This is a genomic window from Agromyces aureus, assembly GCF_001660485.1.
Taxonomy (GTDB): domain Bacteria; phylum Actinomycetota; class Actinomycetes; order Actinomycetales; family Microbacteriaceae; genus Agromyces; species Agromyces aureus.
The window spans coordinates 2258467-2278677 of sequence record NZ_CP013979.1 but is presented as its reverse complement, the minus strand read 5'-3'; the positions used below and the strand labels follow the sequence as shown (position 1 = coordinate 2278677).

The following is a 20211-nucleotide window of genomic DNA, read 5'->3' as shown; positions in this document are numbered from 1 at the left end:
GCTGATCGGGCTCAGCCGACGAGCTTGTTCCACCCGTCGCCGTCGGCGTGCTCGAAGATCAGGTTGGTCTCGGTGTGCGCGACGGCCGGGTGGCCGGTGAGGTGCGCGAGCACGAATTCGCGGAGTTCCTCGGCGTCGCGTGCCGCGACGTGGAGGAGGTAATCTTCGGCTCCGGCCATGTGGTAGACCGACAGCACGCCGGGCAGGTGCGGCACCTGCGAGCGGAACGCATCGATCTCGGCGCGATCGTGCTTGACCAGTCGGATCGCGATGAGCGCCTGCAGCGAGACGCCGAGCGAGGCGAGGTCGACCTCGACCCGGTAGCCCCGGACGGTGCCGAGGCTCTGCAACCGGCGCAGGCGCAGCGACACGGTCGACTCGGCGACGCCCACCTCGGCGGCGAGTGCCGCGCCCGAGGCACGGGCGTTCGTGGAGAGCGCCTGCAGCAGCGCACGGTCGACGCGGTCGAGTTCGGGCTTCTCGGCCATGGTGGTGCCTCCATCGGGTCGGTTGCCTGGCCCCTCGCGGAGCGGCCCATCCCCGAATCATACGAGGCCCCACCCGCGCCTCCCGCCAGATGACGGCCCGCCGGCGGCGGCAGCGGCCGCCCGCCGGATGACCGGGACCTCACGCTGCGGGTGCGGCTCGCGTGCCCTCGACGCGCTCGATCCTCGGATTCCGGATGCCGAACCACGACACGAGGCCGCCGATCACGAGCAGGATGCCGACCGCGAAGGCGGTGCGTCGGTACCCCTCGACATCCAACTGCGATCCGGCGATGACGCTGATGCTCGCGATCGCGACGAGTCCCGCGATGCGCGCGACCGCGTTGTTCACGGCCGAGCCGATGCCGGCGTGCACCGGGTCGACCGCGCCGAGGATCGCCGAGGTCAACGGCGCGACCGTCATCGCCATCCCGAGGCCGATCACGAGGATGCCGGGCAGGAACTGCCACCAGTAGACGAAGGCGTCCTGCACGGTGAGCGTGAGCAGGTACCCGACGCCCACGATGATCGGTCCGGCGGTCATGAACAGGCGCGGCCCGTGACGCCCGGCCAGTGCGCCGAACCGCGAGCCGAGGAGCACGATCATGATGGTCGGCGGAAGCGTCGCGATGCCCGCCATCGTGGCGCTGAACCCGCCGAACTCCTGCAGGAAGATGGTCATCGCGAACGGCCCGAGCGAGAACGACGCGTAGATGAACACGGTGGCCAGGTTGCCGGCTGCGAAGTTCCGGCGGGCGAAGAGCCCCAGTGGGAGCATCGGATGCCGCGAGCGACGCTCCTGGAGCACGAACAGCACGAGGGCGACGAGACCGACGACGAGCGGCACCGCCACGACGGGAGACGTCCACCCGAACCTGCTCTGCTCGATGAGCGCGAACACGGTGCCCGCGAGGCCCACCACGCCGAGTGCGGCGCCGAGCCAGTCGATGTGCGCCGGTTCGGTGCGCGGTTCGTCGTGGCCGAGTCGGCGCATCAGCACGAGCGCGACGGCGATCGGCAGCACGTTGATCCAGAACACGAGGCGCCAGGTCGCGAGGTCGACGAAGATGCCGCCGATCAGGGGGCCCACGAAGAACGCGGAGGTGGTCCACGCGGTCCAGCGCCCGATCGCGCGACCCTGGTCGGCCGGAGCGAACGTGGCGATGATGAGTGCGAGCGAGCTCGGCACGAGCAGGGCTCCGGCAGCACCCTGCAGCGCCCGGGAGACGACGAGGAACTCCCCCGTCGGCGCGATGGCGCAGAGCACCGACGTCGCGGCGAAGCCCCAGAGTCCGATGCGGATGATGCGCAGGCGCCCGTACGAGTCGGAGAGCGAACCGGCCAGCAGGATCAGCGATCCGAGGGTCAGCAGGTAGGCGTCGACCGCCCACTGCTGCAGGGCGAGGCCGCCGCCGAGTTCGTCGGCGATCGACGGCAGGGCGACGTTGATGACGGCACCGTCGAGGAACGCGATGAACGAGACGATGATCGCGACCGTGAGCACGCGCGTGGTGCGGTCCATGTCGGCCATGATCGCAGATGGCGACCGGTCGGCGCCTCCCCGCGCGGGCGTGGTCAGTTGCGACCGAGGCGCTTGCGCAGGAGTTCGATGCGCGACTGCAGCTGCGTGACCGTGGCCTGGGCCACCGCGGGGCCGCCGCACACGCGTCGCAGCTCGGCGTGCACGAGCGAGTGCGCCTCGCCCGTGTGCCGCGCCCAGAGCCCGACGAGACTGTTGAGCAGCGCGCGCTGCTCCTTCAACGTGCGGTAGAGCGCGACCGGCTCGGGATGCTCTTCTTCGACGACGTGCTTGCGTCGCTCGCCGGCGCGCCGGGACTGCCGCGCCTGACGGTGGCGGAGCAGTTCGGAGACCTGCTCGGGCTCGAGCAGGCCGGGGATGCCGATGAAGTCGAACTCCTCGTCGCTGCCCGGCTCGGCGAGCGTGCCGAACTCGGTGCCGTCGTACATGACGCGGTCGAACGAGGCATCCGACTCGATGGCCTGCCAGGTGCCGAGCTCGAGCTCCTCCGACGCGCGCTCCTCGCGGTTCGCGGACTCGAGGAGGCTGTCGTCGAGCCCGTCGCCTTCGGCCTCGTCGCCGCCGCGCCGGTCGAGCGCATGGTCGCGTTCGAGCTCCATCTGCGAGGCGAGCGCCATCAGGATCGGCACGTTCGGCAGGAAGACGGATGCCGTCTCGCCACGCCTGCGGGCTCGCACGAATCGCCCGATGGCCTGAGCGAAGAACAGCGGCGTCGAACTGCTCGTGGCGTACACGCCGACCGCGAGCCGCGGCACGTCGACGCCCTCGGACACCATGCGGACGGCGACCATCCAGCGACGGGTGTTCTCGGAGAACTCCTCGATGCGCGCGCTCGCCTCCTTCTCGTCGGAGAGCACGACCGTGACGGGTTCTCCGCAGATCTCCTCGAGCGTCTTCGCGTAGGCGCGGGCGACGGTCTGGTCGGTCGCGATGACGAGCCCGCCCGCGTCGGGGATGCCATGGCGCACCTCGGTGAGGCGTCGGTCGGCGGCCGCGAGCACGGCGGGGATCCACTCGCCGGTCGGCTCGAGCGCGGTGCGCCAGGCCGAGGAGGTGATGTCCTTCGTGTTGTCCTCGCCGAGGCGCGCCTCCATCTCGTCGCCGGCCTTGGTGCGCCAGCGCATGTGGCCGGCGTAGACCATGAACAGCACCGGGCGCACGACGCCATCGGCGAGGGCACGGCCGTAGCCGTAGGCGTAGTCGGTCTGCGAGAGGCGAACGCCGTGGGCGTCCTGTTCGTACTGCACGAACGGGATCGGCGCGGTGTCGGAGCGGAACGGGGTTCCGGTGAGCGAGAGGCGCTTGGTCGCGGGCTCGAACGCCTCGCGGATGGCGTCGCCCCACGAGAGCGCGTCGCCGCCGTGGTGCACCTCGTCGAGGATCACGAGCGTGCGCCCGGAGAGCGTCAGCTCGCGGTGCAGCGCGGGGCGCATGGCGACCTGCGCGTACGTCACGGCGACACCGTGGAAGTGCCGCGCGATGCTGCCGTGGGCGTTGCGGAACCCCGGGTCGAGCCGGATGCCGGCGCGCGCCGCGGCATCCGCCCACTGGCGCTTCAGGTGGTCGGTGGGGGCCACGACCGTGATGCGGTCGATGATGCGGCGCGAGCGGAGCTCGGCCGCGAGGCGCAGCGCGAACGTGGTCTTGCCTGCGCCCGGCGTCGCCGCCGCGAGGAAGTCGCGGGGAAGGTCGGCGAGGTACTGCTCGAGTGCCTCGGCCTGCCAGGCCCGAAGCTTGCTCGCCGTGCCCCAGGCCGCGCGTTCGGGGAACGACGGGGAGAGGTGTTCGGCGGCCGAGGTGCCCGGCTGGGCTCCGGAAGGGGTCGCTGTGCTCACTGGATTCGAGGGTAGTCGAGGCTGCCGACATCCCCGAATTCGATGCGCTTGACGAGGTTGGCAGAATGGGGGCATGGTCACGCAGCAGCACCCCTGGTCCCGGTACGTCGCGATCGGCGACTCGTTCACCGAGGGCATCGGCGATCCCGAGCCCACGGTGCCCGGCGGCAACCGCGGCTGGGCCGACCGGGTCGCCGAGGTGCTCGGTCAGGGTACCGAGGACTTCGCCTACGCGAATCTCGCGGTGCGCGGCAAGCTCATCCGGCAGATCATCGACGAGCAGCTCGAGCCCGCGCTCGCGCTGCGCCCCGACCTGATCACGATCTCAGCGGGCGGCAACGACGTGATCCGCCCCGGCACCGACCCCGACGAGATCGCGGCGCGCTTCGAGTACGCGATCGACCGGCTCTCGCGCGACCACGCGACGATCGTGATCTTCACGGGCGTCGACGTCGGGTTCTCACCGGTGTTCCGCGGGCTCCGGGGCAAGGTCGCGATCTACAACGAGAACCTCCGCATCGTCGCGAAGAAGTACGACTGCGTCGTCGCCGACCAGTGGGCGCTCACCGAGATCCAGGACCAGCGCATGTGGGCGCCCGATCGCCTGCACCTGAACTCGCTCGGTCACCACGAGGTCGCACGCATGGTGCTCGAGGCGCTCAACGTCGAGAACGAGCTCGAACCGATGAACCCCGAGCCGGTGCCGGCGTCCACATGGCGGCAGGCCAGGGTCGAAGATTTCTCGTGGGCACGCGAGTACCTCGTGCCGTGGGTGCTGCGACGCGTGCGCCATCAGTCGTCGGGAGACTTCATCACGGCCAAGCGGCCCGATGCCGGACCCTACTCGGTGCCGGACTGAGCCGACTGCTCGTCGAGTGCGCCCGGGTTGGTCAGGCGCCACCAGGCTCCCGGGTCGGCGAGCGTCGCGTCGAGCACGAGCGGCACGATGATCTCCTTCGACCCCGCACGCACGACCGCGGTGCCCACCTCGTCGCCGCGAACGGCGAGCGTGATCGGGTCGGCGTTCACCTCGACGTCGACGGGCGTGTCGTTCCAGACGACCAGCGATGCGCCGGTCGCGGCCCGCGCCCTGGCGGACTCGCCCCACGGCGTGTCGTACTCGGCGAGCACCTGGTTCGCCGTGAGCGGGGCGACCTCGTGGAAGCCCGGCACGACCGAATCCAGCATCGCCGCGATCGCCTCGTCGATCACGGCGTGGCTCTCGCCGCCGAGCAGCACGCCCACGACGGTCACGGTCGATGACCCGACCGCGTAGTCGGCGGTGAAGAGCAGGTTCGCCGCGTCATCCGTCGTGCCGGTCTTCATGCCGTCGATGCCGTGGGTGCCGAGCAGCTTGTTCGAGTTCGTCAGCGTACCGAGCTCGGGGATCTCGACGCTCTTCGAGGCGACGATCGCGGCGATCGTCGGGTCTTCGAGGGCGATCTCGCCGAGCCGCACCATGTCGGCGGCGGTGCCGACGTTGTCGTCGGAGATGCCGCTCGAGTCGACGACATGCGTGTTCACGAGCCCGTTCGCGGCGAGCCAGGCATTCGCCTTCTCGGCCAGTGCGGCCTCGGATCCGAACGCCCAGTTCGAGATCGAGATGCCGTAGTTGTTGCCCGACGGGATGAGCAGGGCCTCGAGGCTCTCCTTCAGCGAGAGCGTCGCGCCGGCCTCGACCGGAGCGACCGAACCGTTCTGGGCGATCATGTCCCAGTAGATGTCGACATCGGCATCGGTGTACGCGATGTCCGGGCCGGTCTCCCCCGCCGGGATCGGATGCTCCGACAGCACGGTGAGCGCCGTGATGACCTTCGTGATACTCGCGAGTGCCATCGGGGTCTGATCGTTTCCCGCGGCGAGCAGGCCGTCGAATCCGACCGCACCCACGGCGTACGCGCCGAACCCCGGGAGCACGAGCGGTTGCGCGGCCGCCGCGATCGGGGCCGGATCCTCGACCTGGGGCGCCGCGGTCGGGATCGGCGCGCCGAGGGCGTTCGAGGTGTAGACGCCCGCCGTGGTCAGCAGGCCGAGCAGCACGGCGAGCGTCGTGAACACGATGATGCGGCGTCGGCGGTAGACCTTCGCGTCGGGTTGCGGCTTCGCGGAGGTCGGGGTGGATGTCTCGGTCATGCCTCGCCGCCTCGATTGCCGAGCACTGGGGCGGAACCGGCCGGGTCGTCGGACTCGCCGGCCGGGAGCGCGTAGAGCACGACCGCGGCCGCGGCCGCGACGTTCAACGAGTCGACGCCGTGCGCCATGGGAATGCGCACGACCTCGTCGGCCGCATCGAGCACGGTGCGGCTGAGCCCGTCGCCCTCGGCCCCGAACACGAGTGCGAGCCGCTCGGGCGCATCGGCCGCGAGCTGCTGCAGCGTGATCGAGCGGTCTGACAGTGCGAGCGCGGCGATCGTGAAGCCGGCGTCGTGCAGCAGTCCGACGGCGTCGCTCCAGTCGGGCAGACGCGTCCACGGCACCTGGAACACCGTGCCCATGCTCACGCGCACGCTTCGGCGGTAGAGCGGGTCGGCGCACCGCGGGGTGACGAACACGGCGTCCGCGCCGAGCGCGGCCACCGAGCGGAAGATCGCGCCGACGTTCGTGTGGTCGACGATGTCCTCGAGCACCACGACCCGTCGCGCGTTCGCGAGCAGCTCGGCCGGATCGGGCAGCTCGGGCCGCTCGAACGCGGCGAGGGCGCCGCGGTGCACGCGATAGCCCGTGATCTCCTCGAGCTGGTCGGCATCGGCGAGGTGCACGGGCACGTCGAACGGCTCGAGCGCGGCCTCGAGGCCGGCGAGCCACTTCTCCTCCATGAGCACCGATCGCGGCCGGTGACCTGCCCGGATCGCCCGCAGGATGACCTTCGCGGACTCGGCGATGTACAGGCCGTTCGCAGGCTCGTGGGCGCTGCGCAGCGACACATCCGTCAGGTTCGCATAGTCGGCGACGCGATCGGATGCCGCGTCGCGGACTCGTTCGATGTGCATGGTTCTTCCAGACTGCCAGTCCCCGAAACAAACCCGAAAACCGACGCGAATAGAATCAGACGATTCGAAGGGAGAACCGGTGACATCCGACCTCGAAATCCCCGTCCGCGGCGACGCGACGTTCGACCGAGCCATCGACGTGCTCCGGGGCCAGCGCCTCGCGGTGCTCACCGGTGCGGGCCTCAGCACGGACTCGGGCATCCCCGACTACCGCGGCGAGGGCGCACCCGTGCGTACGCCCATGACCTTCCAGGCGTTCCTCGCCTCCGAGGCCGCCCGCAAGCGCTACTGGGCCGGCAGCCACCTCGGGTGGCGCGCCTTCGGCACCGCGCGCCCGAACACCGGACATCGAGCCCTTGCCGAGCTCGAGTCCGCCGGCATCGTGAACGGTCTCGTCACGCAGAACGTCGACGGCCTGCACCGCAAGGCGGGCAGCCGTCGGGTCGTCGAACTCCACGGCGGCATGGACCGGGTGCTGTGCCTCACGTGCGGCCAGCAGTTCGCCCGCGAGGCGATCGCCGACCGACTCTCCGCCCTCAATCCCGGCCTCGAGGTCGAGGGCGCGATCCGCGCGAACCCCGACGGCGACGTCGACGTCGAGGACGCCGCCTCCCTCGTGATCCCGGAATGCACGGTGTGCGGCGGCATCCTGAAGCCCGACGTGGTGTTCTTCGGCGAGTTCGTGCCGGTCGAGGTCTTCGAGGCCGCTGCCTCGATCGTCCGCGGGTCCGACGTGCTGCTCGTCGCGGGTTCGTCGCTCGTCGTGAACTCGGGCATGCGGCTGATCGAGCTCGCTCGCCGCCGCCGGATGCCCATCGTGGTCGTGAATCGGGGCATCACCAAGGGCGACAGCCGCGCAGCGGTCAAGGTCGATGCAGGCACGAGCGAGACGCTCGCAGCCTTCGCGGAGGCGCTCATCGCCTGACGACGGTCAACAGGCGGTCCTCCGGCGGCCGACGCCCGCGGTCATCGTGTTCGGCGACGACATCCACCCGCGCGCGATGTGCGAGAGTGTCGGGATGACGCGCGCCGCCCTCCCCCGCACCTCACCGACCCGGCTCGTGCTCGTCCGTCACGGGGAGACCGACTGGAACGTGCAGCGCCGCATCCAGGGCGCCACCGACATCCCGCTCAACGATGCCGGACGCGCGCAGGCGTCGGCCGTGGCGTCCGGCCTCGCGCGCGGCCGTTGGGACGGGCTCTACTCGAGCACGCTCTCGCGGGCGGTCGAGACGGCACAGATCATCGGCGGCCGGCTCGGCCTCCCCGAACCCGTGCAGCTCACGACGCTCGCCGAACGCAGCTACGGGGTGCTCGAGGGGCTCGATCACGGCGGCCGGGCCGCGGTCGAGGCTCAGGCGGCGACGATCGACGGTCTCGAGCCGAGATCGGCCGTGATCGCCAGAGCCCGTGCCGCACTCGTCGAGATCGCGGCCGCACACCCGGGCGGCGAGGTCGTCGTCGTGACGCACGGCGGCGTGATCCACGCACTGATGCTCGACCTCAGCGACTGGACGTTCCCGACGCCCGACTACGTGATCGGCAACGGATCGGTGCACGAGGTGCTCGTCGACGGCGCCGACCTGACCCTCGTGCTGCCGCAGGCCGCGACCGGCACCGCGGGCTGACACCGACGGCCGCGCGCTCGAGGAGGGGTCAGCGTCGCCGGCGCGATCGCCGGCGGCGCTTGCCCGGCCCGGCCGTGCGTCGCATGAGCTCGAGCAGGCGCTCGGCCGATGCCGCCCAGGTGTACTCGGCCGCGACGTCGACGGATGCCGCAGAACGCCGCTCCCATTCGTCGCCGCGCTCGAGCGCCCAGAGCGCCGCGACGAGCGACTGGGGCGAGTCGGGGTCGAAGTACATGGCCGCATCGCCGCCGATCTCGCGGAAGATCGGGATGTCGCTGACGACCACGGGCGTGCCGAGACGCATGGCCTCGACGAGCGGAATGCCGAAGCCCTCGGCTCGTGACGCGTGCACGAGCGCGCTCGCGCCGCCCAGCAGCTCGGCGTACTCGGCATCCGTCACGCCGTTGTGGAACACCAGACGGGCCTGGGGCGCCAGGCGAGTGAGCCGCGCACGCTCGTCGCGGCTGATCCTGCTCAGGAGGTGCAACTCGTGCTCGGGCAGCGCGCCGACCGCCCGCACGAGGGTGTCGACGTTCTTGTAGGGCATGTACGAGCCCATGTAGACGAGGCGGTGTCCGGCGGGCCGCGTTCTCGGAAGGTCGGGCACGGCGAGGTCGTCGGCCGCGTTCGGGACGACCGTGACCGGGCGATCGGTGAGCTCGTGCTCGCGGATGAGTCCGGCCGTCGTCTCCGAGACGGTCACGACCGCGTCGGCACGATTCAGCAGCAGGCGCTGCGGCCACCAGGCGAGGTGGTAGAGGCGCCAGAGCACCCGCACGGGCCACGGCAGGTCGCGCGGCGGCGTCGGGTTCTCGTAGTAGATGAGGTCGTGCAGGGTGAGCAGCAGTCGGTAGTCGCGCCCCCATGACCCCATGGTCTGCATCGGCGAGAAGACGATGTCGGGTTTCAGGCGACGAACCTGCAGGGCGACGAGGGGTTCGCGAATGCTCGTAGGGCCGCTCACGAGCTGCCACGGCAGGTCGGGCAGCATCTCGAGCTGCCGGTGGTCGTTCACGAGCATGGTGAGCGGATGCCGCTTGGCGAGCTCCGTGACGATGCCCGCGGTGAAGCGGCTGATGCCGTCGTGACGCCCGATGCGGGTGTAGCGGCAGTCGACGACGACCTTCACGCGTGCGCCTCGGAGCCCAGGCGGTCGGAGCCGAGGAACGCGAGGATCATCGCCGCGGCCTGGTCGGGGGTCTCGTAGTGGATGAGGTGCCCCACCTCGGGGATCACCTCGAGCCGGGCATCGGGGAAGCGCGTCACGAGGCGTTGCTGCGCCGAGAGCGGCGTGACGTCGTCGCGTTCGGCGGCGACGAGCAGCGTCGGCACCCGGATGTCGGCGGCGACCTCGCTGACGTCGTGGCTCACGGAGGTCGTGAATCCCTCGAGCACGGAGTCGCGCGTGCCGAACGCCGAGAAGTACGTGTCGTGCTGGTCGTGGATCCAGCGACGCAGCGACTTGGACTTCGTCTTCGCCATGGTCGCGCTCATGATGCGCACGACCGCGCCGTTGCGGAGGAGGGCGAACCCCGGTCGCTCGGGCAGCGCCGCGGCCGCCCGGTAGTAGAGCACCGCGAGCCGGGTCATGACGCCGCGCGGACCCTCGAGCGCGGGAGCGCCGATGGGGTTCACGAGGATGAGGCGTTCGGGCGAGAGGCCGCGGGCGACTGCGGCGGAGGTGACGATCGAACCGAACGAGTGGCCGAGGAGCGTGTACTGACCGTCGATGCCGAGCGCGGCGATGAACGCGCCGAGCCACGCGGTGTACGCGTCGAGGTCGTGGGCGCCGGTCGCGAACGTGTCGGACGCGCCGAACCCGGGCAGGTCGGGCGAGATGATGCGGAAGCCGGGCAGCTGCGCCACGACGGGTTCGAGGCCGTGGTGGTCGCCTCGGAACCCGTGCACGAGCACGAGCACAGGGCCGTCGGCGGGGCCGTATTCCCACCAGGAGGTCTCGGTGCCGTCGACGTCGAGGCGGTGCTCGCTGACGGGGATGCGCGCGAGCTGCTCGGCGTACGGGGAGGCGATCATAACCTCGTCAGTCTACGGCGCCGCGGCTGGGCGTCCGTCGGTCTCCACAGGCGCGGGAAGCGCCGGTCGGCCCTCCGCGCGGCGTCGCGACGCTTCGATCCGAGGGACACGCGCCGCACGCCCGGTCGATGTCGGTGCGCGCCCGTAGCCTTCCACCATGGATTCCGCGAACGCCGCACACTGGGCCGACACCCTCGCCGTCTTCGACCTCGAGACCACGGGAATCGACGTCGACACCTGCCGCATCGTGACCGCGCACGTCGGCGTGATCGGCCGCGACGGCGAGGAGCTCGAACGGCGTCAGTGGATCGTCGACCCCGGCGTCGAGATCCCCACGGCCGCCTCGCTCATCCACGGCGTCTCGACCGAGCGCGCCCGTCTCGAGGGCGCCGCCGCGCCCACGGCGGTCGCCGAGATCATCGCGGCCCTCGCGGATGCCTCGGCGCGCCGCCTGCCGATCGTGGCGTACAACGCGGCCTACGATCTCACGGTGCTCGCTCGGGAGGCCGAGCGCTACGCGCTCGTCGGCCTTCCCGGCCCCGACGCGGTCGTCGACCCCCTCGTCATCGACAAGGCGGTCGATCGGTACCGCCGCGGCAAGCGCACGCTGACGGCCACCTGCGAGCACTACGGGGTGCGACTCGACGACGCGCACGACGCCGGAGCCGACGCCGTCGCTGCGGGCCGGGTCGCCCAAGCGATCGCGCGCACCTACCCCGAGCTCGCGGCGATCGCGCTCGCCGACCTGCATGCCCGCCAGATCGACTGGTGCCACGAGCAGGCCGAGAGCTACCAGGCGTGGCGTCGCAAGAACGGCGAACCCGAGTTCACGACGTCGGGCGCCTGGCCGGTCCGCTGACGCGCGGCCGGCAGGCGGGCGGCCTCGGCCGTTCGTTCGCGGGCGATCGTCGGCGTCGGAGACCATTCCTCATGGCCGACCGTGCGGCACGAGCGGCCCAGGCGTGGCAACGACGAAGGGGCGGTCGACCGAAGTCGACCGCCCCTTCGTGCGGCGGGTTCCTGACGGAACTTACTTGCCGAAGCCGGCGAAGCGCTTGTTGAACTTCTCGACGCGGCCGGCCGAGTCCATGATGCGCTGCTTGCCCGTGTAGAACGGGTGCGACTCCGACGAGATCTCGACGTCGATGACCGGGTAGGTCTCGCCGTCGAGCTCGATGGTCTTGTCGCTCGACACCGTCGAACGGGTGAGGAACGTTGCGCCCGAGGCGAGGTCGCGGAAGACGACGGCAGCGTACTCGGGGTGGATGTCGGTCTTCATGGTGACTTCCTTGCTGATCGGATTTTTCTCGTGAATCCCGACGGCGACGTGTGCAGCGCGTTGGGAAAGCATGTCGGCCCGAGGGGGCCAGCTAACGATTCTAGCAGAACCGGCAGCGAGTTCTGGTCAGGTTCAGCTTGCGCGCGCCGTGTAGCGGCCGTCGGTCTCGCTGAGCTCGATGGAGATGCCGAACGCGTTCGTGAGCGTCTCGCTCGTGAGCGCCTCGGCGAGCGGGCCTGCAGCCACGACTGCACCCTTGGCGAGGAGCAGTGCGTGCGTGAATCCGTTGGGGATCTCCTCGACGTGATGCGTGACCATGACGATCGCCGGCGACGCCGACGACGACGCGTAGCCGCCGAGCAGTCCGACGAGCTCCTCGCGGGCGCCGAGGTCGAGGCTCGCGGCCGGCTCGTCGAGCAGCAGCAGTTCGGGGTCGGTCATGACCGAGCGGGCGATCTGCACGCGCTTCTGCTCGCCGTCGGAGAGGCTGCCGAACCGGCGGTCGGCGAAGCCCTCGAGGCCCCACTCGGAGAGCACGCGCTGAGCGCGACGCACGTCGATCTCCTCGTACTCCTCGTTCCAGCGGCCGGTGACCGAGTACGCGGCCGTGAGGACCGAGTCGATGACCGTCTCGTTGCGCGGGATCTTTCGTGCCATCGCCGTGGACGCGAAGCCGATCATCGGCCGGAGCTCGAAGACGTCGGCCTTGCCGAGCTTCTCTCCGAGCACGGAGGCCGTGCCGCTGGTCGGGTGCATCGCCGCGGCCGCGATCTGCAGCAGCGTGGTCTTGCCGGCGCCGTTCGGCCCGAGCACGACCCAGCGTTCGTCGGATTCGACGCTCCACGTCACGGAATCGAGGATCGAATTCCCGTCGCGAACCACCGAAACATCCTGGAACTGCAGCACCGTACTCGCCATGTCCACCATGCTATCGGGCGCTCGGACCCTCGAAGCGCCGTCGAGACGCTCGAAGGCTCGCGGCGGCGTCGCGGCGAGGGTCAGCGGGCGAGTACGCGGTCGTAGACCTCGCGTGTGCGCTCCGCGATCGCGTCCCATCCGAAATGCTGCTCGGCGCGGACGCGGCCAGCCGCGCCCATGGCGGCAGCGCGCTCCGGATCGGAGACGACCCGGGTGAGCGCCTCGGCGAGGTCGGCGACGTAGCGCTCGGGGTCCGTCGGGGTGCCGGTGCCGTCCTCGGCCTGATCGATGGGCACGAGCACGCCGGTGACGCCGTCGTCGACGACCTCGGGGATGCCGCCCGTGGCGGTGCCGACCACCGGCGCCCCGCAGGCCATGGCCTCGAGGTTCACGATGCCGAGGGGTTCGTAGATCGAGGGGCACACGAACGCGGTCGCGGCCGTGAGCAGCGCGGTGAGCTCGGCCCGTGGCAGGTGCCGGTCGATCCAGACGACACCGTCGCGCTCCGTGCGGAGCTCGTCGACGAGTCCGGTGACCTCGGCCATGATCTCGGGCGTGTCCGGTGCGCCGGCGCAGAGCACGAGCTGCACCTCCGGCGGCAGCAGGCGCGCGGCACGGAGGAGGTACGGCAGGCCCTTCTGCCGGGTGATGCGGCCGACGAAGATGATCGAAGGACGCTCGGGGTCGACGCCGAGGGAGCGGGTCAGGTCGGCGTCGGGGTTCGGCTTCCAGTCCGCGAGGTCGATGCCGTTGTAGACGACCTCCACCTTCGCGGGGTCGATCGCCGGGTAGGCGCGCAGGATGTCGCGGCGCATGCCCTCGCTCACCGCGATCACGGCGTCGGCGTCCTCGAAGGCCGCGCGCTCGACCCATGACGAGAGGCGGTAGCCGCCGCCGAGCTGCTCGGCCTTCCACGGGCGGAGCGGCTCGAGGCTGTGCGCCGTGACGACGTGCGGGACGCCGTGGAGGCGCTTCGCGGTGAAGCCCGCGAAGTTCGCGTACCACGTGTGCGAGTGCACGAGATCGGCGCCGGCGGCATCCGCTGCCATGAGCAGGTCGACGCCCATGGTGCCGACCGCGGCGTTGCGGCCCTCGAACGCTTCGGGCGTCGCGTAGCCGAACGTGCCGGGCTCGTCGCGCGGAGCGCCGAACGCCCGCACCACGACCTCGATGTCTCGCCGGAGCGCCCGCACGAGTTCGGCCACGTGCACGCCGGCTCCCCCGTAGATCTCGGGCGGGTATTCACGGGTGAGCAGGTCGACGCGCATGGAGCATACGCTAGCGCAGCGGCATCCGACATGCGTCGACTCCGATCGCCTCAGGAGGCCCCGCGCTGACTACAGTTGGGGCATGGTCACGCGCAAGGTATTCGGCATCGTCCTCGCTGGCGGCGAGGGCAAGCGACTCATGCCCCTCACCGAGGACCGGGCGAAGCCCGCGGTGCCGTTCGGCGGGCAGTACCGTCTCATCGACTTCGCCCTGTCGAACCTGTTGAACTCGGGTCTGCGGCAGATCGTCGTGCTGACGCAGTACAAGTCGCACAGCCTCGACCGGCACGTCTCGCAGACCTGGCGCATGAGCGGTCTCCTGAACTCGTACGTCGCCTCGGTGCCCGCCCAGCAGCGCCTCGGCAAGCGGTGGTTCTCGGGGTCGGCCGACGCGATCCTGCAGAGCCTCAACCTGATCTACGACGAGCAGCCCGACATCATCGTCGTCGTCGGCGCCGATCACGTGTACCGCATGGACTTCAGCCAGATGATCGACGCACACATCGCGTCGGGCGCGGCGGCGACCGTGGCCGCGATCCGTCAGCCGATCTCGCTCGCCGATCAGTTCGGCGTCATCGAGGTCGACCCGAACAACCCCGAGCACATCCACCGGTTCCTCGAGAAGCCCTCCGACCCGGTCGGCCTGCCCGACTCCCCCGGCGAGGTGCTCGCCTCGATGGGCAACTACGTGTTCAACGCCGACGCCCTCATCGACGCGGTGCTCCGCGACGGCGAGCTGACCGACTCCAGCCACGACATGGGCGGCGACATCATCCCCGCGTTCGTGGCCCAGGGCGCGGCCGGCGTCTACGACCTCAATCGCAACGACGTGCCCGGTTCGACCGACCGCGACCGGTACTACTGGCGCGACGTGGGAACGATCGACTCGTTCTTCGAGGCGCACCAGGACCTCATCTCGGTCATGCCGGTCTTCAACCTGTACAACCGCGAGTGGCCGATCTTCAGCCAGCAGTTGAACTCGCCGCCGGCCAAGTTCACGCGCGACGCGCGCGGCACCCTCGGCACCGTGATCGACTCGATCGTGTCGCTCGGTTCCGTGATCTCGGGCGCGCACGTCGAGCGCAGCGTGCTCGGGCCGTGGGCGGTCGTGGGCTCGGGGGCGCACGTCGCCGACTCGATCCTGTTCGACCGCGCACGCATCGATGCCGGCGCGACCGTGCAGCGGGCGATCCTCGACAAGGAGGTCGTCGTCGAGGCCGGCGCCCGCATCGGCGTCGACCGTGCCGAAGACCTCGCCCGCGGGTTCATCGTGACCGACAGCGGCATCACGGTCGTCGGCAAGGGATCCAGGGTCCGGGCGGCCGGCGCGTGAGCGCAGGCGCACGCGGCCGCTTCGGCGGCCCGCTCGTCGTGCTCGACGCCGACTCCACGCTCATCCGCGAGGAGGCCATCGAACTCCTCGCCGAGGCCGCCGGCAGCCTGCCGCTCGTCGCCGAGGTGACCGAGCGCGCCATGCGCGGCGAACTGGACTTCGCCGCGAGCCTGCGCGAACGCGTCGCGACGCTCGCCGGGCTCGGGGTCGACGACCTCGCGCACGCGCGAACGCGCATGACGCCGACGCCCGGCGTCCAGGAGCTCATCGACGGCGTGCACGCCGTCGGCGGTGTGGTGGGCGTCGTCTCCGGCGGATTCCACGAACTGCTCGATCCGCTCGCCGAGCGCCTCGGGCTCGACTTCTGCCGAGCGAACCGCCTCGAGCTCGATGGCGGCCGACTCACCGGTCGGGTCGACGGCCCGATCGTCGACGCCGAGGCGAAGGCCGTCGCGCTCGAGGAGTGGGCGGCCGCGGCATCCGTGCCCCTGAAGTACACCGTCGCGATCGGCGACGGGGCGAACGACCTGCGCATGCTGGCGAAGGCCGGCCTGGGCGTGGCGTTCTGCGCGAAGCCCGTGGTGCGAGCCCAGGCGGATGTCGCGATCACGACGCCCGACCTCTCGCAGGCGCTGGCGCTGCTCGGACTGCGCGGCTGAGACCTCGAGCACGAGCAACGGCGAAGGCCGCGGGCACCGACTCGGTGCGCCGCGGCCTTCGCCGTTGCCGCGTGGCCGGGGTCAGTGCCCCATGCCGAGGCCGCCGTCGACCGGAATGACGGCGCCCGAGATGTATCCGGCGTCGTCGCCAGCGAGCCACGCGACGACGCGCGCGACCTCGTCGGGCGACGCGAACCGGCCGAGCGGGATGCTCTTCTTGTACTCGGCCTGCTGGGCCTCGGGGAGGTCGACGGTCATGTCGGTCTCGATGAAGCCGGGTGCGACGACGTTCGCCGTGATGTTGCGGGCGCCGAGTTCGCGCGTGAGCGACCGCGCCATGCCGACGAGGGCGGCCTTCGAGGCCGAGTAGTTGACCTGCCCGGCCGACCCGTAGAGGCCGACCACGCTGGAGATGAACACGACGCGGCCGAAGCGGGCCTTGAGCATGCCCTTCGATGCGCGCTTGACGACGCGGAAGGCGCCGGTCAGGTTGGTGTCGATGACGCTCGTGAAGTCCTCTTCGCTCATGCGCAGCAGCAGCGTGTCGCGGGTGATGCCGGCGTTCGCGACGACCACCTCGACCGGGCCGAGCGCGGCCTCGATCTCGTCGAACGCGCGGTCGACGGATGCCGCGTCGGTGACGTCGGCGCGCACGGTCAGCGTTCCCTCGGGGCCCTCGCCCGATCGGGCGGTGACGGCGACGCGGTGCCCCTGGGCGACGAACTCGCCGGCGATGGCGAAGCCGATGCCGCGGTTTCCGCCGGTGACGAGGACGGTGCGGGGCGTGGTCATGCGGTGACTCCATTCACGAGGGATCTCGGCTCGACGCGAGCCTGTCTCAGCATAGTGAGGCCCGCATGCAGCGCCGGGTTCGCGCTCGATGCCGGGTCGCGACATCCGCCCGCCGGATGCCGAGCCGAAGGCGCGGCCGAAGACCACGGCCGGGGCCAGGGCCGAACGGCTCTCGGGGGCCGCCGCCCGGGCCCGAGCGACGTAGGCTTGACGCAGAGGAGCGCCGCACCGAACTGCGACGACGTTGATGAAGCAGCAATCGATCACGAGTCTGCCGCCCTCCCCCGAGGCGGAGCGGCGCTCGCGCATGATCAGGTACTCGATCGCCATGGCGATCAGGCTGCTCTGCATCTTCGCGATGCTGTTCGTGCAGGGCTGGTGGCTGGCCGTCTGCGCCGTCGGCGCGATCGTGCTGCCCTACATCGCGGTCGTCCTCGCCAACGTGAGCGGTCCGGGCCTCGGTGGTGCGGTCGAGCGGCCGGGCACCATCGTGCCGGTCAGCGGTTCGACGCCGGGCACGACCGCTCCGCCGACGAACGCCACCGGCCGCGAGGCGGGCGCCGACGACCCGACCGGTACCGAGGGTGAGCGCGGCGACGGCTCCGCGCGGATGCCGCGCACCGACGACGATCGGAACGCGGCGTGATCGGCGGCATGCAGCCCGACGGTGCGGTCTGCTCGCGTGCGGCGTGCCACGAGGCCGCGGCTTGGCGCATCGACTGGCAGAACCCCCGCATCCACACCGGCGAGCGATGGAAGACCTGGCTCGCGTGCGACGAGCACGTCGAGTACCTGCGCGGGTTCCTCGAGGCTCGTTCGTTCCCGGTCCGCTCGGCCGCGTTCGAGGGTGAGCTCGATGCGGCCGCCGAGGTGGACTCGTGAGCGGGTCGCTTCCGGGACAGGCGCCGTTCTCGAGCGAGTGGTCGTTCCTGCGATCCCGCCGCTGGGCCGGCTACCTCGCCCTCGTCGTGGTCTTCGCGATCGTGTGCTGCGCGCTCGGCATGTGGCAGTTCGCGCGCCGCGCCGAGGCCCGCGCCGAGATCTCGCGCATCGATGCGAACTACGACGCGCAGGCGATCCCGGTCGCCGACGCGCTGCCCGACCTCGAGGGGTTCGACGTCGACCAGCGCTGGCAGGTCGTCGCGCTCTCGGGCGAGTACCTCGCCGACGAGGAGGTCGTCGTGCGCAACCGCCCCGGTCAGGGCGGCTCGGGCTTCGAAGTGCTGACGCCCCTCCGGCTCGACGACGGCTCGGTGTTCATCGTCGACCGCGGCTGGGTCGCGCAGGGCTCCGACGGACGACCGGGCGAGTTCACCGCTCCCCCGGCCGGCCCCGTCGACGTCGAGGCCAGGCTGAAGGCCGGCGAGGGGCAGATCAACGGGCGCACCTCGGCCGGCGACGAGTTCGCCACGATCGACCTCGACGAACTCGCCGGGCGACTCCACGACCCGACCTACACCGGTGCGTACGGGCTGCTGATCCAGTCGGGTGCGGATGCCGCCGAGCCGCCGATCGCGGCCACCCGACCGCTCCGCGACGAGGGTCCGCACCTGTCGTACGCCCTGCAGTGGTTCGTCTTCGCGATCATGGGGTTCATCGGCCTCGCCTGGGCCGCGAACCGGGAGCGCAAGTCGATCGCCGAGGCATCCGGAGTGCAGCCCGACCGTCGTCGCCCCGTGCAGCGGCAGGTGAACCGCACCCAGCGCCGCGACTCGGACGCCGATCTCGAAGACGGCGTGCTGGATCGGCGTTAGGCCAGCTCGATGAGCTCCTGGTAGTCGGCGCTCCAGTGGTCTTCGGTGCCGTCGGGCATGATGAGCACCCGCTCGGGGTTCAGGGCCTCGACGGCTCCGGGGTCGTGCGAGACGAGCACGACGGAGCCCTCGTAGTGCGCGAGCGCGTCGAGGATCTCGGCGCGGCTCGCGGGGTCGAGGTTGTTCGTGGGCTCGTCGAGGAGCAGCACGTTCGCACCCGAGACGACGATCATGGCCAGTGCCAGTCGGGTCTTCTCGCCGCCCGAGAGCACGCCGGCGGGCTTGTGCACGTCGTCGCCCGTGAACAGGAACGAGCCGAGCACCTTTCGCGCCTCGGTCTCGGTGAGGTTCGGCGATGAGCTGACCATGTTCTCGAGCACGCTGCGCTTGACGTCGATGGTCTCGTGCTCCTGGGCGTAGTACCCCACCCGCAGCCCGTGCCCGGCCTCGACCGTGCCCGTGTCGGGCTGGTCGACACCCGCGAGGATTCGGAGCAGCGTGGTCTTGCCGGCACCGTTGAATCCGATGATGACGACCTTCGAGCCCCGGTCGATCGCGAGGTCGACGGCCGTGAAGATCTCGAGTGAGCCGTAGCTCTTCGACAGGTCGCTCGCGGTGATCGGGGTGCGTCCGCAGGGCGCGGGCGTCGGGAAGCGCAGCTTCGCCACCCGATCGACGGCCCGCACTTCGTCGAGGCCCGCGAGGAGCTTCTCGGCGCGCGCGACCATCTGGTGGGCGGCGGCGGCCTTGGAGGCCTTCGCGCCGAAGCGGGCGGCTTGCATCTGCAGCACGCCGGCCTTCTTCTCGGCGTTGGCGCGCTCCTTCTTGCGGCGCTCCTCGTCGGCGGCGCGCTGACGCTGGTAGTGCTTCCAGCCCATGTTGTAGACGTCGATGATCGAGCGGTTCGCGTCGAGGTAGAACACCCGGTTCACGACCTCGTCGACGAGCACGACATCGTGCGAGATGACGATGACGCCGCCCTTGTAGCCCTTGAGGAACTCGCGGAGCCAGACGACCGAGTCGGCGTCGAGGTGGTTCGTGGGCTCGTCGAGGATCATCGTCGACGCGTCGGAGAAGAGGATGCGGGCGAGCTCGATGCGCCGGCGCTGACCGCCCGAGAGGGTCTTCAGGGGCTGGTCGAGGATGCGGTCGGGCAGGTTCAGGTTGGAGGCGATCGACGCCGCCTCGGCCTCGGCCGCGTATCCGCCGAGCGCGTTGAAGCGGTCGGTCAGGTTGCCGTACTTCTTCATCGCTTTCTCGGCGGTCACGGGGTCGTCACTGCCCATGTCGATGGACGCCTGATGCATGTCGAGCACGATCGAGCCGAGGCCTCGTGCGTCGAGGATGCGGGTACGGGCGAGCATCTCGGGGTCGCCGGAGCGGGGGTCCTGCGGGAGGTAGCCGATCTCGCCCGACCGGTCGATGCGGCCGTCGGTGGGCAGCGTCTCGCCGGCGAGGGTCTTCGTGAGCGTGGTCTTGCCGGCGCCGTTGCGGCCGACGAGGCCGATCTTGTCGCCGTCGGAGACGCGGAAGTTCACGTGCTCCATCAGGACGCGTGCGCCGACGCGGATCTCGAGATCGTGAACGGCGAGCACAGGAAGCCTCCGGCAGGTGTGGGGTGGGATCGTGCCGACATGGCACAGCCGCCCAGTCTATCGTTCGCAGGGCGTCCGCTGCGCCGATGTCCGTGGGGCGC

The 20211-nt window shown here is 70.7% G+C and carries 21 protein-coding genes; 9 read left to right on the top strand and 12 right to left on the bottom strand.

Annotated features, from left to right (window positions below; all coding sequences use genetic code 11):
* Window positions 1–11: 11 nt before the first annotated feature.
* The 3 genes from ATC03_RS10080 to ATC03_RS10070 all read right to left on the bottom strand — a co-directional run bounded on the left by ATC03_RS10080 (window position 12) and on the right by ATC03_RS10070 (window position 3860).
* Window positions 12–488 carry an Lrp/AsnC family transcriptional regulator gene (locus ATC03_RS10080; protein WP_067876380.1) on the bottom strand — a complete coding sequence of 159 codons (477 nt, stop codon included), beginning with the start codon at window positions 486–488 and terminating at the stop codon, window positions 12–14.
* Window positions 489–627: 139 nt separating this feature from the next.
* Window positions 628–2007 carry an MFS transporter gene (locus ATC03_RS10075; protein WP_067876377.1) on the bottom strand — a complete coding sequence of 460 codons (1380 nt, stop codon included), beginning with the start codon at window positions 2005–2007 and terminating at the stop codon, window positions 628–630.
* Between the two features lie 53 nt (window positions 2008–2060).
* Window positions 2061–3860 carry a DEAD/DEAH box helicase gene (locus ATC03_RS10070; RefSeq protein WP_067876375.1) on the bottom strand — a complete coding sequence of 600 codons (1800 nt, stop codon included), beginning with the start codon at window positions 3858–3860 and terminating at the stop codon, window positions 2061–2063.
* Window positions 3861–3933: 73 nt separating this feature from the next.
* On the opposite strand from ATC03_RS10070, the gene ATC03_RS10065 reads away from it, so the two are divergent.
* A complete protein-coding gene (locus ATC03_RS10065; RefSeq protein ID WP_067876373.1) occupies window positions 3934–4719 on the top strand; it encodes an SGNH/GDSL hydrolase family protein in 786 nt (261 codons plus the stop codon).
* Here the strand turns inward: ATC03_RS10065 and ATC03_RS10060 are convergent.
* Window positions 4701–5993 (bottom strand): D-alanyl-D-alanine carboxypeptidase family protein, encoded by a 1293-nt coding sequence (locus tag ATC03_RS10060; protein ID WP_067876372.1) that lies wholly within the window; start codon window positions 5991–5993, stop codon window positions 4701–4703. The two genes, ATC03_RS10065 and ATC03_RS10060, sit on opposite strands and share 19 nt — an antisense overlap.
* Entirely contained in the window at window positions 5990–6850 is an 861-nt protein-coding gene (locus ATC03_RS10055; RefSeq protein WP_084003417.1) for a TrmH family RNA methyltransferase, read from the bottom strand. Before ATC03_RS10055 ends, ATC03_RS10060 begins: the two co-directional genes overlap by 4 nt.
* Before the next feature lie 79 nt (window positions 6851–6929).
* On the opposite strand from ATC03_RS10055, the gene ATC03_RS10050 reads away from it, so the two are divergent.
* A complete protein-coding gene (locus ATC03_RS10050) occupies window positions 6930–7775 on the top strand; it encodes an NAD-dependent protein deacetylase (RefSeq protein WP_067876370.1) in 846 nt (281 codons plus the stop codon).
* A gap of 94 nt (window positions 7776–7869) precedes the next feature.
* Complete coding sequence (locus ATC03_RS10045; protein ID WP_067881846.1) at window positions 7870–8478, top strand: histidine phosphatase family protein; 609 nt, start codon at window positions 7870–7872, stop codon at window positions 8476–8478.
* A 28-nt stretch (window positions 8479–8506) separates the two neighbouring features.
* Here the strand turns inward: ATC03_RS10045 and ATC03_RS10040 are convergent, their stop codons facing one another.
* A complete protein-coding gene (locus ATC03_RS10040) occupies window positions 8507–9607 on the bottom strand; it encodes a glycosyltransferase family 4 protein (protein WP_067876368.1) in 1101 nt (366 codons plus the stop codon).
* On the bottom strand, window positions 9604–10512 hold the full coding sequence (locus ATC03_RS10035; RefSeq protein WP_067876366.1) for an alpha/beta fold hydrolase: 909 nt from the start codon (window positions 10510–10512) through the stop codon (window positions 9604–9606). The genes ATC03_RS10040 and ATC03_RS10035 overlap by 4 nt, the downstream gene beginning before the upstream one ends.
* 157 nt (window positions 10513–10669) lie before the next feature.
* Here ATC03_RS10035 and ATC03_RS10030 point away from each other — a divergent pair, with 157 nt between their 5' ends.
* Window positions 10670–11371, top strand: coding sequence for an exonuclease domain-containing protein (locus ATC03_RS10030; protein ID WP_067876363.1), 702 nt, complete (start codon window positions 10670–10672; stop codon window positions 11369–11371).
* A 171-nt stretch (window positions 11372–11542) separates the two neighbouring features.
* On the opposite strand, the gene ATC03_RS10025 is transcribed toward ATC03_RS10030, so the two are convergent.
* The 3 genes from ATC03_RS10025 to glgA all read right to left on the bottom strand — a co-directional run bounded on the left by ATC03_RS10025 (window position 11543) and on the right by glgA (window position 13977).
* On the bottom strand, window positions 11543–11791 hold the full coding sequence (locus ATC03_RS10025; RefSeq protein WP_067876360.1) for a type B 50S ribosomal protein L31: 249 nt from the start codon (window positions 11789–11791) through the stop codon (window positions 11543–11545).
* Window positions 11792–11923: 132 nt separating this feature from the next.
* Window positions 11924–12709 (bottom strand): ABC transporter ATP-binding protein, encoded by a 786-nt coding sequence (locus tag ATC03_RS10020; protein WP_067876357.1) that lies wholly within the window; start codon window positions 12707–12709, stop codon window positions 11924–11926.
* Between the two features lie 80 nt (window positions 12710–12789).
* Window positions 12790–13977: a glycogen synthase gene (glgA, locus tag ATC03_RS10015; RefSeq protein WP_067876353.1), complete on the bottom strand. Its 1188-nt coding sequence runs from the start codon at window positions 13975–13977 to the stop codon at window positions 12790–12792.
* Between the two features lie 82 nt (window positions 13978–14059).
* Here glgA and ATC03_RS10010 point away from each other — a divergent pair, with 82 nt between their 5' ends.
* The gene (locus ATC03_RS10010; RefSeq protein WP_067876350.1) at window positions 14060–15310 is read left to right on the top strand and encodes a glucose-1-phosphate adenylyltransferase; all 1251 of its coding nucleotides are present in this window, start codon (window positions 14060–14062) and stop codon (window positions 15308–15310) included.
* Entirely contained in the window at window positions 15307–15969 is a 663-nt protein-coding gene (serB, locus tag ATC03_RS10005; RefSeq protein ID WP_067876347.1) for a phosphoserine phosphatase SerB, read from the top strand. Before ATC03_RS10010 ends, serB begins: the two co-directional genes overlap by 4 nt.
* 81 nt (window positions 15970–16050) lie before the next feature.
* Here serB and ATC03_RS10000 read toward each other — a convergent pair whose 3' ends face one another.
* The gene (locus ATC03_RS10000) at window positions 16051–16761 is read right to left on the bottom strand and encodes a beta-ketoacyl-ACP reductase (protein WP_067876344.1); all 711 of its coding nucleotides are present in this window, start codon (window positions 16759–16761) and stop codon (window positions 16051–16053) included.
* Between the two features lie 247 nt (window positions 16762–17008).
* Between ATC03_RS10000 and ATC03_RS09995 the strand changes: the two genes are divergently transcribed.
* From ATC03_RS09995 to ATC03_RS09985, 3 genes are read left to right on the top strand one after another with little or no spacing between them, the layout of a single operon-like run.
* Window positions 17009–17407 (top strand): DUF3099 domain-containing protein, encoded by a 399-nt coding sequence (locus ATC03_RS09995; protein WP_067876341.1) that lies wholly within the window; start codon window positions 17009–17011, stop codon window positions 17405–17407.
* On the top strand, window positions 17404–17643 hold the full coding sequence (locus ATC03_RS09990; RefSeq protein WP_418117631.1) for a hypothetical protein: 240 nt from the start codon (window positions 17404–17406) through the stop codon (window positions 17641–17643). Before ATC03_RS09995 ends, ATC03_RS09990 begins: the two co-directional genes overlap by 4 nt.
* Window positions 17640–18515 (top strand): SURF1 family cytochrome oxidase biogenesis protein, encoded by an 876-nt coding sequence (locus ATC03_RS09985; RefSeq protein WP_067876338.1) that lies wholly within the window; start codon window positions 17640–17642, stop codon window positions 18513–18515. Before ATC03_RS09990 ends, ATC03_RS09985 begins: the two co-directional genes overlap by 4 nt.
* Here the strand turns inward: ATC03_RS09985 and ATC03_RS09980 are convergent.
* The gene (locus ATC03_RS09980) at window positions 18512–20110 is read right to left on the bottom strand and encodes an ABC-F family ATP-binding cassette domain-containing protein (protein ID WP_067876333.1); all 1599 of its coding nucleotides are present in this window, start codon (window positions 20108–20110) and stop codon (window positions 18512–18514) included. The two genes, ATC03_RS09985 and ATC03_RS09980, sit on opposite strands and share 4 nt — an antisense overlap.
* Window positions 20111–20211 lie beyond the last annotated feature (101 nt).

Coding starts and splice junctions, on each gene's coding strand:
- ATC03_RS10080 (WP_067876380.1), bottom strand. CDS start 488: ATGGCCGAGAAGCCCGAACTCGACCGCGTCGACCGTGCGCTGCTGCAG.
- ATC03_RS10075 (WP_067876377.1), bottom strand. CDS start 2,007: ATGGACCGCACCACGCGCGTGCTCACGGTCGCGATCATCGTCTCGTTC.
- ATC03_RS10065 (WP_067876373.1), top strand. CDS start 3,934: ATGGTCACGCAGCAGCACCCCTGGTCCCGGTACGTCGCGATCGGCGAC.
- ATC03_RS10060 (WP_067876372.1), bottom strand. CDS start 5,993: ATGACCGAGACATCCACCCCGACCTCCGCGAAGCCGCAACCCGACGCG.
- ATC03_RS10055 (WP_084003417.1), bottom strand. CDS start 6,850: ATGCACATCGAACGAGTCCGCGACGCGGCATCCGATCGCGTCGCCGAC.
- ATC03_RS10045 (WP_067881846.1), top strand. CDS start 7,870: ATGACGCGCGCCGCCCTCCCCCGCACCTCACCGACCCGGCTCGTGCTC.
- ATC03_RS10035 (WP_067876366.1), bottom strand. CDS start 10,512: ATGATCGCCTCCCCGTACGCCGAGCAGCTCGCGCGCATCCCCGTCAGC.
- ATC03_RS10030 (WP_067876363.1), top strand. CDS start 10,670: ATGGATTCCGCGAACGCCGCACACTGGGCCGACACCCTCGCCGTCTTC.
- ATC03_RS10025 (WP_067876360.1), bottom strand. CDS start 11,791: ATGAAGACCGACATCCACCCCGAGTACGCTGCCGTCGTCTTCCGCGAC.
- ATC03_RS10020 (WP_067876357.1), bottom strand. CDS start 12,709: ATGGCGAGTACGGTGCTGCAGTTCCAGGATGTTTCGGTGGTTCGCGAC.
- glgA (WP_067876353.1), bottom strand. CDS start 13,977: ATGCGCGTCGACCTGCTCACCCGTGAATACCCGCCCGAGATCTACGGG.
- ATC03_RS10010 (WP_067876350.1), top strand. CDS start 14,060: ATGGTCACGCGCAAGGTATTCGGCATCGTCCTCGCTGGCGGCGAGGGC.
- ATC03_RS10000 (WP_067876344.1), bottom strand. CDS start 16,761: ATGACCACGCCCCGCACCGTCCTCGTCACCGGCGGAAACCGCGGCATC.
- ATC03_RS09995 (WP_067876341.1), top strand. CDS start 17,009: ATGAAGCAGCAATCGATCACGAGTCTGCCGCCCTCCCCCGAGGCGGAG.